General features: G+C 42.5%; 10 protein-coding genes and 1 tRNA gene. 4 read left to right on the top strand and 7 right to left on the bottom strand.

Annotated elements, in window-relative coordinates:
* Positions 1-73: 73 nt before the first annotated feature.
* Entirely contained in the window at positions 74-1,636 is a 1,563-nt protein-coding gene (gene guaA / locus GAVG_RS02170) for a glutamine-hydrolyzing GMP synthase (RefSeq protein ID WP_013399520.1), read from the bottom strand.
* Positions 1,637-2,051: 415 nt separating this feature from the next.
* Here guaA and GAVG_RS02165 point away from each other — a divergent pair, with 415 nt between their 5' ends.
* The 3 genes from GAVG_RS02165 (at position 2,052) to GAVG_RS02155 (ending at position 7,814) form a co-directional block, all read left to right on the top strand.
* Entirely contained in the window at positions 2,052-4,529 is a 2,478-nt protein-coding gene (locus tag GAVG_RS02165) for a phosphoketolase (RefSeq protein WP_004112522.1), read from the top strand.
* A gap of 251 nt (positions 4,530-4,780) precedes the next feature.
* Entirely contained in the window at positions 4,781-6,445 is a 1,665-nt protein-coding gene (pta, locus tag GAVG_RS02160) for a phosphate acetyltransferase (RefSeq protein ID WP_009994804.1), read from the top strand.
* 139 nt (positions 6,446-6,584) lie between these two features.
* Positions 6,585-7,814: an acetate/propionate family kinase gene (locus GAVG_RS02155; RefSeq protein ID WP_009994803.1), complete on the top strand. Its 1,230-nt coding sequence runs from the start codon at positions 6,585-6,587 to the stop codon at positions 7,812-7,814.
* A 112-nt stretch (positions 7,815-7,926) separates the two neighbouring features.
* Here GAVG_RS02155 and aroA read toward each other — a convergent pair whose 3' ends face one another.
* The 6 genes from aroA to GAVG_RS07560 form a co-directional block, all read right to left on the bottom strand.
* Positions 7,927-9,297: a 3-phosphoshikimate 1-carboxyvinyltransferase gene (gene aroA / locus GAVG_RS02150; RefSeq protein WP_009994802.1), complete on the bottom strand. Its 1,371-nt coding sequence runs from the start codon at positions 9,295-9,297 to the stop codon at positions 7,927-7,929.
* Between the two features lie 62 nt (positions 9,298-9,359).
* Positions 9,360-10,253 (bottom strand): energy-coupling factor transporter transmembrane component T family protein, encoded by an 894-nt coding sequence (locus GAVG_RS02145; RefSeq protein WP_004112518.1) that lies wholly within the window; start codon positions 10,251-10,253, stop codon positions 9,360-9,362.
* A 2-nt stretch (positions 10,254-10,255) separates the two neighbouring features.
* On the bottom strand, positions 10,256-11,845 hold the full coding sequence (locus GAVG_RS02140; RefSeq protein ID WP_009994801.1) for an ABC transporter ATP-binding protein: 1,590 nt from the start codon (positions 11,843-11,845) through the stop codon (positions 10,256-10,258).
* A 197-nt stretch (positions 11,846-12,042) separates the two neighbouring features.
* Positions 12,043-12,645: an ECF transporter S component gene (locus GAVG_RS02135; RefSeq protein WP_004115544.1), complete on the bottom strand. Its 603-nt coding sequence runs from the start codon at positions 12,643-12,645 to the stop codon at positions 12,043-12,045.
* 346 nt (positions 12,646-12,991) lie between these two features.
* A tRNA-Pro gene (locus GAVG_RS02130) sits at positions 12,992-13,065 on the bottom strand.
* Between the two features lie 145 nt (positions 13,066-13,210).
* The gene (locus tag GAVG_RS07560) at positions 13,211-13,366 is read right to left on the bottom strand and encodes a hypothetical protein (RefSeq protein WP_331709015.1); all 156 of its coding nucleotides are present in this window, start codon (positions 13,364-13,366) and stop codon (positions 13,211-13,213) included.
* On the opposite strand from GAVG_RS07560, the gene GAVG_RS02125 reads away from it, so the two are divergent.
* On the top strand, positions 13,296-14,297 hold the full coding sequence (locus tag GAVG_RS02125; RefSeq protein WP_331709014.1) for a DUF998 domain-containing protein: 1,002 nt from the start codon (positions 13,296-13,298) through the stop codon (positions 14,295-14,297). The two genes, GAVG_RS07560 and GAVG_RS02125, sit on opposite strands and share 71 nt — an antisense overlap.

Below are 14,297 nucleotides of genomic sequence, written 5' to 3'. Positions count from 1 at the left end.
AGAATTGCGGCTTTGCTTTGTTCTTACTTTATTCTTTTTAGAGCTAGATTCTACCTCACTATATTAGAACCATCTATTCCCACTCGATTGTGGCAGGCGGCTTAGATGTAACGTCTAACACAACGCGATTAATCTGGCGACATTCGTTTGTGATTCGAGTAGAAATCTTTGCCAATACATCGTAAGGAACTCGCGACCAATCAGCAGTCATAGCATCCTCAGAACTTACTGGTCGAAGCACAATTGGAGATCCATATGTGCGCTCGTCTCCTTGAACTCCAACAGAGTGAACATCTGCCAAAAGAACAACTGGGCATTGCCAAATATCGCGATCTAATCCAGCTGCCGAAAGCTCTTCGCGCGCAATCGCATCTGCTTCTCTAAGAACAGCTAAACGCTCGCGAGTAATCTCGCCAACAATGCGAATTCCCAATCCTGGGCCTGGGAACGGCTGGCGCCACACAATAGCGTCTGGAAGCCCAAGCTCCGTACCAATTGCGCGAACTTCATCCTTAAACAAAGTGCGTAAAGGCTCAATAAGCTTAAACTTTAAGTCCTTTGGCAAGCCGCCAACATTGTGATGCGACTTAATGTTTGCAGCACCGTCTCCGCCACCAGATTCCACAACATCTGGGTAAAGTGTGCCTTGTACAAGGAACTTAACTTCTGCTCCAGATTTTCCAGCTTCTTCAATAACTTGACGTTGCGCTTTTTCAAATGTGCGAATAAACTTTTCGCCAATAATCTTGCGCTTGCGCTCTGGCTCACTCACGCCTTTAAGCGCATCTAAAAAGTCATCTTCTGCATCCACTGCAATAAGCTTGATTCCAGTGGCCTCAACAAAATCGTGCTTCACTTGCTCAACTTCGCCTTTACGGAGAAGGCCATGGTCTACAAAAACGCAAGTGAGCTGATCTCCGATTGCTTTATGTACCAGTGCTGCTGCAACTGCGGAATCTACTCCTCCAGAAAGTCCGCAAATAACTTGTGCATCTCCAACTTCAGCGCGAATCTTTGCAACCTGATCTTCTATAATATTCGAAGGATTCCAATCATTTTCCAATCCTGCGCACTCGTGCAAAAATGTGGAAATCAGCTTTTGACCTAAAGGCGTATGCTTGACTTCTGGATGCCATTGCACTCCGTAAAGCTTGCGACTTTTATCTTGCATAGCTGCAACTGGAGCACCTTGAGTGTGAGCAAGCACCTCAAATCCTTCTGGCACGCTCTTAACTGCCACTCCGTGACTCATCCAAGTATTTTGATCTAATGGAGAATTAGCAAGCAATCCTTCTGCTTCATCAATAGTTGCATGCGTTTTTCCATACTCACCCAATGCGGCTTTGTCTACGACTCCGCCAAGCTCATGAGCCATAACTTGGAATCCGTAGCAAATTCCGAGCACTGGAACTCCTGCTTCAAAAATCTTTGTGTCAATTTTTGGCGCTCCTGGTTCATAAACGGAAGCAGGCCCGCCAGAGAGAATTATGGCTTTTGGATCTTTTGCCAGCATTTCTTCTACAGGCATAGAGTGTGGAACAAGCTCCGAATAAACGTTTGCTTCCCTCACTCTTCTAGCGATTAGCTGGGCATATTGGGCACCGAAGTCAACTACAAGTACCGGACCTTTTGCCATGATTCTCCTTATTTACACGCTTCTTATATATTCCTTATTTATCACTTTATTTTTTGCAAATGTTTTAAAGGTGATATTTAAGGCTGATTCATTTTATACTAATGGCGCTTTGCGACGTTGCAGCGCTTCGAAACGCCGTGACTTATCTAGTTTTAAAACCAATCAAGCTTTATATAACAATAAAGTGAACATAAAACATAACATAAATGATAATTTTAAGAAGATTTTTGCGAACACTTTAACACATTTTTTCAACAAAATCGCACGTAGTGAGTAATCAAACGCACAAAAGTCAAAAGCTGTTACTATACTGAGAATGATGGAAAAAGAGGCTAATACATTCGTTTTTCAGCCTCTATAACCAAATGGTAATGATTAAAATTGCACTGAAAAGTGCTTGAGTACAGGAGTACACATGACGAGTCCTGTTATTGGCACCCCTTGGAAGAAGCTAAATGCTCCAGTTTCTGAGGCGGCCATCGAAGGCGTAGACAAGTATTGGCGCGTAGCAAACTATCTCGCAATCGGTCAGATTTATCTTCGCAGCAACCCTCTAATGAAGGAGCCATTTACTCGCGAAGATGTTAAGCATCGTCTGGTAGGTCACTGGGGCACTACTCCAGGCCTTAACTTCCTTATTGGACACATCAACCGCTTTATCGCTGATCACCAGCAGAATACTGTAATCATCATGGGTCCAGGCCACGGCGGCCCAGCTGGTACTGCTCAGTCCTACCTCGACGGCACATACACTGAATATTATCCAAAGATCACTAAGGACGAAGCTGGCTTACAGAAGTTCTTCCGTCAGTTCTCTTACCCAGGCGGTATTCCTTCTCACTTCGCTCCTGAAACCCCAGGTTCCATCCACGAAGGTGGTGAGCTTGGTTATGCACTTTCTCACGCTTACGGCGCTGTTATGAACAACCCAAGCTTGTTCGTTCCAGCAATCGTCGGCGATGGCGAAGCTGAAACTGGTCCTTTGGCCACTGGTTGGCAGTCCAACAAGCTTGTGAACCCACGTACCGACGGTATCGTGCTTCCAATCTTGCACTTGAACGGTTATAAGATTGCTAACCCAACTATTCTTTCCCGTATTTCTGACGAAGAGCTTCATGAGTTCTTCCACGGCATGGGTTACGAACCATACGAGTTCGTTGCTGGCTTCGACGATGAGGATCATCTTTCCATCCACCGTCGCTTCGCTGACATGTTCGAAACCATCTTCGATGAGATTTGCGATATTAAGGCTGAAGCTCAGACTAACGATGTAACTCGTCCTTACTACCCAATGATCATCTTCCGCACTCCAAAGGGTTGGACCTGCCCGAAGTTCATCGACGGCAAGAAGACCGAAGGCTCTTGGCGTGCACACCAGGTGCCACTGGCATCTGCTCGCGATACCGAAGCTCACTTCGAGGTTTTGAAGAACTGGATGAAGTCCTACAAGCCTGAAGAGCTCTTCGACGAAAAGGGTGCTGTTAAGGAAGACGTTCTTTCCTTCATGCCAAAGGGCGAACTCCGTATTGGTGAAAATCCAAACGCCAACGGTGGTCGTATTCGTGAAGATTTGAAGCTTCCAAAGCTTGAGGATTACGAAGTCAAGGAAGTTAAGGAATTCGGTCACGGCTGGGGTCAGCTCGAAGCTACCCGTCGTCTTGGCGTTTACACTCGCGACATCATCAAGAACAACCCAGATTCCTTCCGTATCTTCGGCCCAGATGAGACCGCTTCCAACCGTTTGCAGGCTGCTTACGAAGTAACCAACAAGCAGTGGGATGCTGGCTACCTTTCTGGCTTAGTCGATGAGCACATGGCTGTTACCGGCCAGGTCACCGAACAGCTTTCCGAGCACCAGATGGAAGGCTTCCTCGAGGGCTACTTGCTCACTGGTCGTCACGGCATCTGGAGCTCTTATGAGTCCTTCGTACACGTCATCGATTCCATGTTGAACCAGCACGCAAAGTGGCTTGAGGCTACCGTTCGTGAGATCCCATGGCGTAAGCCAATCTCCTCTGTGAACTTGTTGGTATCCTCTCACGTATGGCGTCAGGATCACAACGGCTTCTCGCACCAGGATCCAGGCGTAACCTCCGTGCTCTTGAACAAGACCTTCAACAACGATCACGTAATCGGCATCTACTTCCCAGTAGATTCCAACATGTTGCTTGCTGTTGCTGAAAAGGCTTACAAGTCCACCAACATGATTAACGCCATCTTCGCTGGTAAGCAGCCAGCTGCTACTTGGTTGACTCTCGACGAAGCTCGCGAAGAGCTCGAGAAGGGTGCTGCTGAGTGGAAGTGGGCTTCCAACGCTAAGAACAATGACGAAGTTCAGGTTGTTCTCGCTGGTGTTGGTGATGTTCCACAGCAGGAATTGATGGCAGCTGCCGACAAGTTGAACAAGCTTGGCGTTAAGTTCAAGGTTGTTAACGTTGTTGACTTGCTCAAGTTGCAGTCCGCTAAGGAAAACAACGAAGCTTTGACTGACGAAGAGTTCACTGATCTCTTCACTGCTGACAAGCCAGTCCTCTTCGCTTATCACTCCTACGCACATGACGTTCGCGGCTTGATTTACGATCGTCCAAACCACGACAACTTCAACGTTCATGGCTACAAGGAGCAGGGCTCCACCACCACGCCATACGATATGGTTCGCGTGAACGACATGGATCGTTACGAGCTTACTGCTGAAGCATTGCGCATGGTTGACGCTGCTAAGTATGCCGACGAAATCAAGAAGCTCGAGGACTTCCGCCTCGAAGCCTTCCAGTATGCAGTCGACAAGGGTCTTGATCACCCAGACTACACCGATTGGGTATGGCCAGGCGTTAAGACCGACAAGCCAGGCGCTGTCACCGCTACCGCTGCAACCGCTGGCGATAACGAGTAGTTTTAAGCTATCAATGCTAAAATTGCTTAGTTGATTTTTAGGGAGTCAATCGAAAGGTTGGCTCCCTAAAAAATTAATAAAAAATATGCAAAAAATTAAAAAATCAGCTTGTTGTTCCGCAAATAGCTCTAGAATAACTAGAGGATTCTTCGTTTGATATGTAAATTTTTCAACGTTGAAATACGAAGAATAGTAAAACGAAAATGCAATGCAAAATAGAATAAACACAGACGCATCAAAGGAGAAAAGTCGTGTCGTTAGTTAACGTAACTATTATCAGCGCAGATTGCGCACAAAGTCGCAATGTCGTAGCACTAGGAGTTACAAAAGCTCTTTCAAGTCATTATCCAACAACTGTTTTTAGACCATCCGCAAAGCATGATGACGCGTTTACAAGCGAATTAATAGCATCAAGCAATACAAAACCGACTCTAGAACAAGTGATCGCAGCATGCCCATGCGCAGTTCGTAAAAACAAAGACACACTAAGAGGAGACATTGTAGCTCACTTCAACGAGCTGATTAGCGTGACGAACGCTCAAGGATGCGTTATTGTAGCAAGCGATTCTACTTCTGTATTTGATCCAGATTTATTCCGATTTGATGCAAGTGTGGCAGCCGACTTAGCTTCTCCAGTGTTCCTAAGCATTTGCGCAGAAGGTAGAGATAGCAAGCAAATCTTGCAAACAATCGAAGCACAATGTGCAAGCGTTAGCAAAGAATACACAAAAGTATTAGGCGTATTTGTAACTGATTGCAAAGAAGACTTAGCAAAAGAAGTAAAAGAAAACTACGCTCAAAACAATAATGGCACTCCACTTTGGACTTTGCCTTCTATAAGCGAATCAGAATCAGAATCAGATAAATTCAACGATTATGTAGCAGATGAAGAGATTATTAGCGCTTTGAAACAGCCATTTAATGCACCTACTACCCCGTACGCCTTCCAATACAGCTTGCTTGGAAAAGCTAAAGCAAATAAGAAAACAATTGTGCTTCCAGAAGGAGAAGAAGACCGCATTCTAAAAGCAGCTGACTATTTGCTAGAACGAGACATTGTAAACATTATTATTGTTGGAGAACGCGAATCTATTCTTGCAAGAGGACAAGAGCTTGGATTAAAGTCTCTTAGCAAAGCAAGCTTCCAATCTATGAGCGACGAAGAGGTTCTTAGCAAAATGATTAGCAAGCTTTGCGAATTGCGCGCAAAGAAAGGCATGACCGAAGAGCAAGCTAGAGAACAGCTTAAAGACGCAAGCTACTTTGGCACAATGCTAGTAGTACTTGGATTAGCAGACGGACTTGTTTCTGGCTCTGTTAACTCAACAGCAAATACTGTGCGCCCTGCTCTTCAAGTTATTAAAACTAAGCCTGGATCTAAGCTTGTTTCTGGCGCATTCATTATGTGCTTTAAGGATCATGTAGCAGTATTTGCTGATTGTGCTATTAATCTGAACCCAGACGCTGAACAATTGGCTAACATTGCTCTTCAATCTGCACAAACCGCTAAAGCTTTCGGATTAGATCCTAAAGTTGGAATGCTATCTTACTCCACTCTTGGATCTGGAAAAGGCCCAGACGTTGATTTAGTTGAGGAAGCTACAAGGCTTGTAAAAGAAAAAGACCCAGATTTGAAAGTTGTTGGATCTATTCAATTTGACGCTGCATGGTCTGAAACTGTTGCTGCGTCCAAAGCTAAAGGAAATGATGTAGCAGGTCACGTAAATGTGTTTGTGTTCCCAGATTTATGCGCTGGAAACATTGGATATAAAGCTGTTCAGCGTTCTAGCGGCGCTTTAGCTGTTGGACCAATCCTACAAGGATTAAACAAGCCTGTTAACGACTTGTCTAGAGGAGCGTTGGTTCAAGATATTATTAACACTGTTGCTCTTACAGCATTGGAAGCACAATTCTAACAATAAATAACAAATTTAATAAATAGGTAAGTTCCTGCAGAGATTCTGACTAATAAAACCTACTCATTGTAGGAACTTACCTGTACACTTAAACGTGGCAATTTACTAGCCTTATCAACACTTTATGGAGGATTCCCTCATGGCAAAAACCGTTCTTGTTATCAATTCTGGTTCTAGTTCGATTAAATACCAGCTCGTCGATTTGGAAAGCGGCGAAGGTATTGCATCTGGTATTGTAGAAAAAATTGGCGAGCCAGTTGACGGACACTACAAGCACGTATTCAATGGCGAAAAGCATGAGTTTGACGAGCCAGTGCATGATCACGAGCAAGGCTTAAAGCGCGTACTCGGCTTCTTCGAGGAATATGGTCCAAATCTTTCCAAGTCTGGAATCGTAGCTGTTGGACACCGCGTTGTTCAGGGTGGCTTAACATTCCCTAAGCCTGCATTAGTAAACAAAAAGACCATTAATAAGGTGAAGGATTTGGCTGTTTTGGCTCCACTTCACAACGGTCCTGAGGCTGTTGGCGCTGAAGTCATGACTGAACTTTTGCCAGATGTTCCACAAATTATGGTGTTCGATTCTTCGTTCTTCCACGATTTGCCACAAGTTGCTGCAACTTACGCATTAAACAAAGATATTGCAAACCAGTACCACATTCGTCGCTATGGCGCTCACGGCACTTCCCACGAATACATTGGCTCTGTAGTTCCAAGCGTTGTTGGAAAGCCTGCAGAAGGCTTAAAGCAGATTGTTTTGCACATTGGCAATGGCGCTTCTGCTTCCGCTCAGATTTCTGGCAAGCCAGTTGAAACTTCTATGGGCTTAACGCCTCTCGAAGGTTTAATGATGGGCGGCCGCACTGGAGATATTGACCCAGCTGTAGTGTTCCACCTTATTCGCAACGCTCACATGAACGTAGACGAGCTTGATACGCTCTTCAACAAGCGTTCTGGCATGATGGGTATGACTGGCCACGGCGATTTGCGAGACATTCACAAGCTAATTGCAGAAGGCGACGAAGACGCTAAGCTTGCTCTCGGCGTGTACGTTCACCGCATTGTTGGCTATATTGGCAACTACACTGCTCAAATGGGCGGCGTGGACGTAATCACATTCACCGCTGGCGTTGGCGAAAACGACGAGATTGTTCGCGCTCTTGTGTGCGAAAAGCTTGCTCCATTCGGCGTTAAGCTCGATGAAGAGAAGAACTTGGTTCGTTCTAAGGAGCCACGCATTATTTCCACTCCAGATAGCTCTGTGATTATTGCTGTAATCCCAACTAACGAAGAGTTGGCAATCGCTCGAAAGTCTGCACAAATTGCAGAAGATGGAGTCGATTCTTACGGCAACAAGTTTGAACGCTAAATCGTAGTGTAAAACAACGTAACGTAAAAACGTAACACATAAATAATCCCGGGTTAAAAAAACTCGGGATTATTTGTTATTTAAGCATATTATTTAAGCTCACTATTTAGGCTCACTCTTTAAGCATGTTATTCCACATTGTTGGAAAATCAGGAAGCGTTTTGCGCGTAGTGGCAATATTTTTTACGCTTATATTAGATATACGAAGCCCTAACATTGATGCAAAAGTTGCCATGCGATGATCCGCATAAGTCTCTATCACTTCCCCATGCATATTTTTGCTAGGAATAATACGAATTCCATCATCTAGCTCTTCTGCGCCTATTCCAACGCGATTTAGTTCCGTAACTATTGCACTCAAGCGGTTTGTTTCGTGGCCTCTTAGATGCGCAATACCGCGTAACTCGCTTACACTGTCTGCAAACGCAAGAATCGCAGCAATACTTGGCGCAACCTCGCCAGCAGCAGCCAAATCAAGCGACTTAATGGCATGAATTTTTCCGCTACCAGTTACGCACAATGTTGAAGAATCTGATCTAGAATGCTCAAAAACAATTTTTGCGCCCATTTGCTCAAGAATCCCAGGCAACAACCCCCCAGGCTGAGTCGTTTTAAGAGGCCAATTAGGGATTTTAACGCATCCGCCAGCAATCAACGCTGCTCCAATAAAAGGCGCCGCGTTAGAAAGATCTGGCTCTACAACAACTTCATGCGGCAAAGTCAAATCATGCTCTTTAACACGCCATACTCCACTTTCTGGCATATCTACCACTCCGCCAGCTTTGCGCACATCTTCCATTGTCATTTGAATATGCGGCATACTAGGCAATTTGCTTCCAATATGCTCGATTTGTAGCCCTCCTGGAACACGAGATGCAATTAGCAGAAGTGCAGATATAAATTGAGACGATGACGAAGAGTCGATACGAATAACGCGATTATTGCAAGAATTTTGCGCGTCATTTATACCATATGATTCAAGATTTTTAGGCGGAATAACGCTAAATGGTAAGAATCCAACTTTTCCGTGATATACGATTTTTGCGCCCAATTGTTCCAATCCATCTAGAACAGGCTTCATTGGACGAGCATATGCTTGCTCATCTCCATCAAATTTCACACAATTATTTGCAAACAGCGCTAAAGCCGTTACAAAACGCATAACCGTTCCAGCTAAGCCGCAATTAACAACCGCACAATCATCTACACTAAAAACGCCATTTTTGGGCGGAATAACGCAAATTGTTGTACCATCGCAGCTTAGCGAATCGCATTTAACTCCAAATACGCTTAGCGCGTTAATCATAAGTTCCGTATCTCTTGACCGCAACAATCCCTTTAGAACAACTGGTTTTTTACCAAGAGCTGCTAAAATCAAATAACGATTAGACAATGATTTGCTTCCAGGAATATTCACTGTTGCATTCAAAGGCATATTGCACGATGGAGCTTGCCAAACATCATCATGATTATAAGGATTCATTATTTCGCTCATATTATGAATACTATCTATAAATATGTACGCATTGTAATTTTCACAATGCTTTACATATGAATAAACGCATTATGCCAATATCCTGTTTGTATTGAAGCATATAAAGCAATAGCAGGAACAGCAATGCAAATTACATAAAATATCCAATCGTATGCTGTTAACTTCGATTTTCGTGCTGGAACACGTTTAATACTACTTCCAAAAGCCCTAGCTTCCATAGCTGTAGCAAGTTTCGTACCTCTGCGAATAGATAACACGAGCAAACCAAAAGATTGCGAAAGCATGCGCTGTAACGCTTTACCATCCGATATACCACGAGACCTGCGAGCTAAACCAAAAGCACGCCAATCATTTTGCAATAGACTAAACATTCTCAATCCAGCTAATGCTCCGTACACAAATCGTGGAGAAAAATGCAAAATCTGCACTAAGCCGTCTGCTAAATCAGTTGGATCTAATCCAATGGCTAATATAACGCCTGGAACTGCTACAGATGCAACACGAACAAACGTACAAATTGCCAAATACAATGATCCTTGGCTTATATGCATCCAGCCAAACTTAAATATATCATCTCCAGAACTTTGGCCATATAAAAGCACAGATATAAAGCTACCAGAAGCAGCAATCCAAACTGGCCAAGTATGGCGTAAAACATACCAAGGAGTTACTCCAGCAATTGCAAATAACAGTATATCTAAACCAAATGCAATAGAAGCAGAAACAATATCTAATGTAACGAACATAGGCAAGCAAAGTAATAACGCTCCAATAAAACGACTTATTGGATTAAGCTTACGAATAAACCAAGAAGGCGAAACTAGTCGTTCACTTTCTAAACGTTTAGAAGACGCTGTTACATCAATATGCGAAACTTTTAATAAACTTTCAAAGTCTTTAACTTTAATACTAGACGATTCTTCTGCACTACTAGTTTTATTCACTTCTACTCATTCCCTTCGCTATAGTTATGAGCGGACTCTACGATTTTTTCGTACTCAACTCTTATTACTCTGGCATCTAAAGACTTTACAAGCTCATCATCGTGAGTAACCATAATCACCGCTGAGCCACTATCGCGGATTTGCGCAATAAGTTTTACCATTGCTGTCCAAGTTTTAAAATCTTGTCCAAAAGTAGGCTCATCCATAATAACAACACGCGGAGCAGCAGCTAAAAGCGTAGCTACAGAAAGTCTACGTTTTTCTCCTCCAGATAATGTGTAAGGATTAGCAAGAGCAAAACGCTTCAAATCCATACGTTCAAGCATGCTATCGGCAATATCGTAAGATTCCTTTTCGTTTTTTCCTTGCTTTTTAGGCCCTACAGCAACTTCATCTCTTACAGAAGATGTTATGAATTGATGTTCTGGCTCCTGAAACACCATGCCAACTCGCCCTAATAATTCTTGACTTTTCCAAGTAAAAAGATTATTTTTACGTCGTTTTGGCACATACTTTTCCATCATGCACACACTGCCGGCAATTGGTTTTAACAAGCCTGCAAGCGTTAACGCTAGCGTAGTTTTACCAGCACCATTAGGTCCCATTAAAGCCGTTACTTCGCCAAAACGAAAAGCTACATTAACATGTTCAGCTAGTGGCAGAGTTCTTCCAAAAGAGCAATCATTAGTATAGAGCGCAACAGATTCTTCCGTATCTTTGATCTCGTCTTTTATTTCGTCTTTGATCTCGTCATCGCAATGTTTAGGAGCAAAAGATTTAACTGTTCTTCCTGGAACCCAAGCACCACCTTTTGCAAGCATATCGCCATATTTTTCAAAAACATCCTCAGGCTTACCGTCTGCAATAACACATCCTACATTTGAATCATTATTATTTTCATCTTTTCCAATAACAATAACTCTATCAATCAAATCCAGCCACACATCAATATGATGTTCAACTACAATCATTGTAGAACCTGTTTTTTTAAGAATATTCGCTACAGCATCATGCACTTGCTGAACACCTTCAGGATCAAGATTAGCTGTAGGCTCATCTAAAAGCAGCAATCCAGGATGCATTGCAAGCACTCCTGCTAAAGCAAGACGTTGCCTTTGGCCTCCAGATAAAGATTGTGTTGAGCGTCTAAGACCCTGACTTCCTTGAGTAATATTGTCTAAACCAACAGCTTCTAGCGAAAGCTTTACGCGATTCCAAGTCTCTTCGCTATCAACTCCAAGATTCTCACTTCCAAAAGCTACATCGTCACCTACTCTTTCAAGAATGATTTGAGAATCTGGATCTTGCATAACAAGTCCAACTTTTCCGCGAGCATCCCTAGCATGAACACCACCGATTAGAAGGCTACCTTCTTCCATGCCTTCTGTTTCATCGCCTAAAACACCTGCTAAACCAGCCATAAATGTGCTTTTTCCAGCGCCAGAAGCACCTAAAAGCAACACATGCTCACCAGGATTAATATCAATATTTACATTCCTCAACACAAAATCTTTGCGAGTAGCGTGTCTCCAACCCCAGTTTTTAGCAACTACGCTAGCTGGAGTCCATTCAGTTTTATTCACAAATTGCATACAAACAAACTTTCATTGCATAGCAAAATTTTCATTGCATAGCAAAATCTAAAATATAAAAATTGCATAACACAATTTCAAAAATATAAAGTAAAACAAATATAAAATATAAGCATCATACGAGTAAACTATCGTGTTTTGTACTTTTTACACAAAACACGATAGTTTACAAGTTGCAATGAGTATTTAGATATAACTCACACTAATGCTTGAGGACGTCCTGATTCAAAACGATCAAGCACGCCCGTTGCAGCTAATGCTTTTTGAACAAACCACACTACAACGCCTGCAACAATAAAACCAGAAATAATAGAAGTAATTAGATTTGCAACAATATACTGAGTACTCCAGCCTTGACCGCCGCTAACCCAATTATAAATAAAGCAAGCTACGCCTGCTAACGATCCAGATATTGCAGTGGAAAGCAAATTCCATGTTTTATACATAAAGAAAATGAATGCAAGTTCAGCGCCAACACCTTGAATAATGCCGACGATTAACGATCCGCCAACACCCCATTGATTTCCTAACATAAGTTCCACAAAAGCAGCAAGAGTTTCAGCAAACAATGCAGCACCAGGCTTACGCACGATTATTGCAGCTAAAGGTCCAGCAAAAAGCCAAAAACCATTAGATAAACCTTCAGCACCAGGCAATAGGCTTGCAAAAAGATTAGTAGGAGCTGCGCACACAATATCCCAAGCCCAGAATAATACGCCAGATGCAACAGCGATAATAGCAGCTATGACGATATCAAGAATACGCCAGCGATTAGAATGTTCAATTGAAACATTAGTCATAATAAGTGCCTTTCTTCAATATTGAAAGATTTGGGCACGGGGAAAGAGCGACATCCGTTGCTAACATTACTTAGCACACGTTCAATCGGTCGAAGCTTTCGCTTCCTCTCAGCCAAAAACGGCTCCCGAGTCAAATATTTATAATCACAATGTAAGAATCTAACGCAAATAATGCATCAAAAACTCACCTTTTCAAGAATACACATAGAGTACTTTTTTGTATAGTAAGTGTTGAAAATGCAAATACGCAATTTTGTATAAACACATTTATATAAGTACACAACTACGTACACAGTTTAATTAAAAATTACACAAAAACAAGTAAATACAAGCAAATACAAAAAAGTCGGGGTGACAGGATTCGAACCTGCGACATCCTGCTCCCAAAGCAGGCGCGCTACCAAACTGCGCTACACCCCGAGGGTTCCAAGCTGACTACCAGCTCCAAGCACAATCAACTACAATAGCGCACATCGCAGACAAACGCAAATTTGCAACACGCGCGATAGAATATAAATAGCATTGAAAATAGGCGATAGATTTTAGAGGTTAGCATGGGGCGTTTTCAGCGTGCAGCAGCGGCTGGATTAATAGCTTTTTTAGCTTGTGCAATATTCAGCATAGTCGTAATGTCTGTATACATGAAAACTATGCCAGCGATTTGGCAAGTTACGCAACGATTATTTACGGTAGCATCTGGAATAGTGGCTATTTGCAGCATGTGTACTTTTGTAGTCGGATATTTAAGAACACACAAAGAAATACTTAAAAAGAATTGGCTACAAATTGCAAAACATGCTTTTGAAATAATCGCATTATCTACGATTTATGGCGCAACAATGCTGCTTATGTCTTTCGCTCTGCTTTCTATAATCAATAGCATTATTGGAAGAAGCGCAGTAAACAGTTATCTTCCTGTACTTTGTTGTGCTTTAAGTGGAATTGTTGGATACGCAACTCTGGTTCAAGCGGAACTCTTAGAGGCGAAAACCGTTGCATCACTGCTACCACTATTTGTGATTTCTGGTGCAGCAACAGCTGGATTGACATCCGACGACCCGTATTGGTACAACAATAACTTCTCTCAACTAGGAGATAAAACAACATTTGCTGCAAGCATGTTTAATGCTACGCTGATTTTATCTGGAATATGCATTATTATTACAAGCTACTTTGCTATAACAGAGTTCGTTGCCACTCAGAAAGAAATTTTGCAACATAAAGACACTAATATTACAAAACACTTTAAAACTAGAACCACCATTATGGCTACATTACTAATTTTGGGGGGAATTGCGTTTATTGGCATAGGAACATTTAGATACACTCCTCACCCAGTTATACATGATTTATGTGCAAGAGGTGTTACTGGTCTTATTTGCACTATGCTTATTTGCCTTCCTTGGCTTGCTCCTAGACTTTCTAAAACATTCTACGTAGCTTCAGATTTAGCAGTAGTCCTTACCGCATGGGTTGGAAATCAATGGGTGCAGGGTCATAACACATTAACTAATGTAGAAGCATTATCTTGTTTACTCTTTTTAGGATGGATAATAGTATTTTCAAGACAGGTCGCTGCAATGCAAAGCGACCGTTTGCAAATTAAAATAAATGAACATTCTAAAAACAATATTCAATATGATATAGGTTAA

It is taken from the genome of Gardnerella vaginalis ATCC 14018 = JCM 11026 (assembly GCF_001042655.1).
GTDB lineage: Bacteria > Actinomycetota > Actinomycetes > Actinomycetales > Bifidobacteriaceae > Bifidobacterium > Bifidobacterium vaginale.
This window is presented reverse-complemented; position numbering and strand designations above follow the sequence as displayed.

What these genes read in the sequence shown, in the direction of transcription:
- GAVG_RS02155 (WP_009994803.1), top strand. Translation starts at nt 6,585, where the DNA reads ATGGCAAAAACCGTTCTTGTTATCAATTCTGGTTCTAGTTCGATTAAA.
- GAVG_RS02165 (WP_004112522.1), top strand. Translation starts at nt 2,052, where the DNA reads ATGACGAGTCCTGTTATTGGCACCCCTTGGAAGAAGCTAAATGCTCCA.
- guaA (WP_013399520.1), bottom strand. Translation starts at nt 1,636, where the DNA reads ATGGCAAAAGGTCCGGTACTTGTAGTTGACTTCGGTGCCCAATATGCC.
- GAVG_RS02135 (WP_004115544.1), bottom strand. Translation starts at nt 12,645, where the DNA reads ATGACTAATGTTTCAATTGAACATTCTAATCGCTGGCGTATTCTTGAT.
- GAVG_RS02125 (WP_331709014.1), top strand. Translation starts at nt 13,296, where the DNA reads ATGCCAGCGATTTGGCAAGTTACGCAACGATTATTTACGGTAGCATCT.
- GAVG_RS02140 (WP_009994801.1), bottom strand. Translation starts at nt 11,845, where the DNA reads ATGCAATTTGTGAATAAAACTGAATGGACTCCAGCTAGCGTAGTTGCT.
- GAVG_RS07560 (WP_331709015.1), bottom strand. Translation starts at nt 13,366, where the DNA reads ATGCTGCAAATAGCCACTATTCCAGATGCTACCGTAAATAATCGTTGC.
- aroA (WP_009994802.1), bottom strand. Translation starts at nt 9,297, where the DNA reads ATGAATCCTTATAATCATGATGATGTTTGGCAAGCTCCATCGTGCAAT.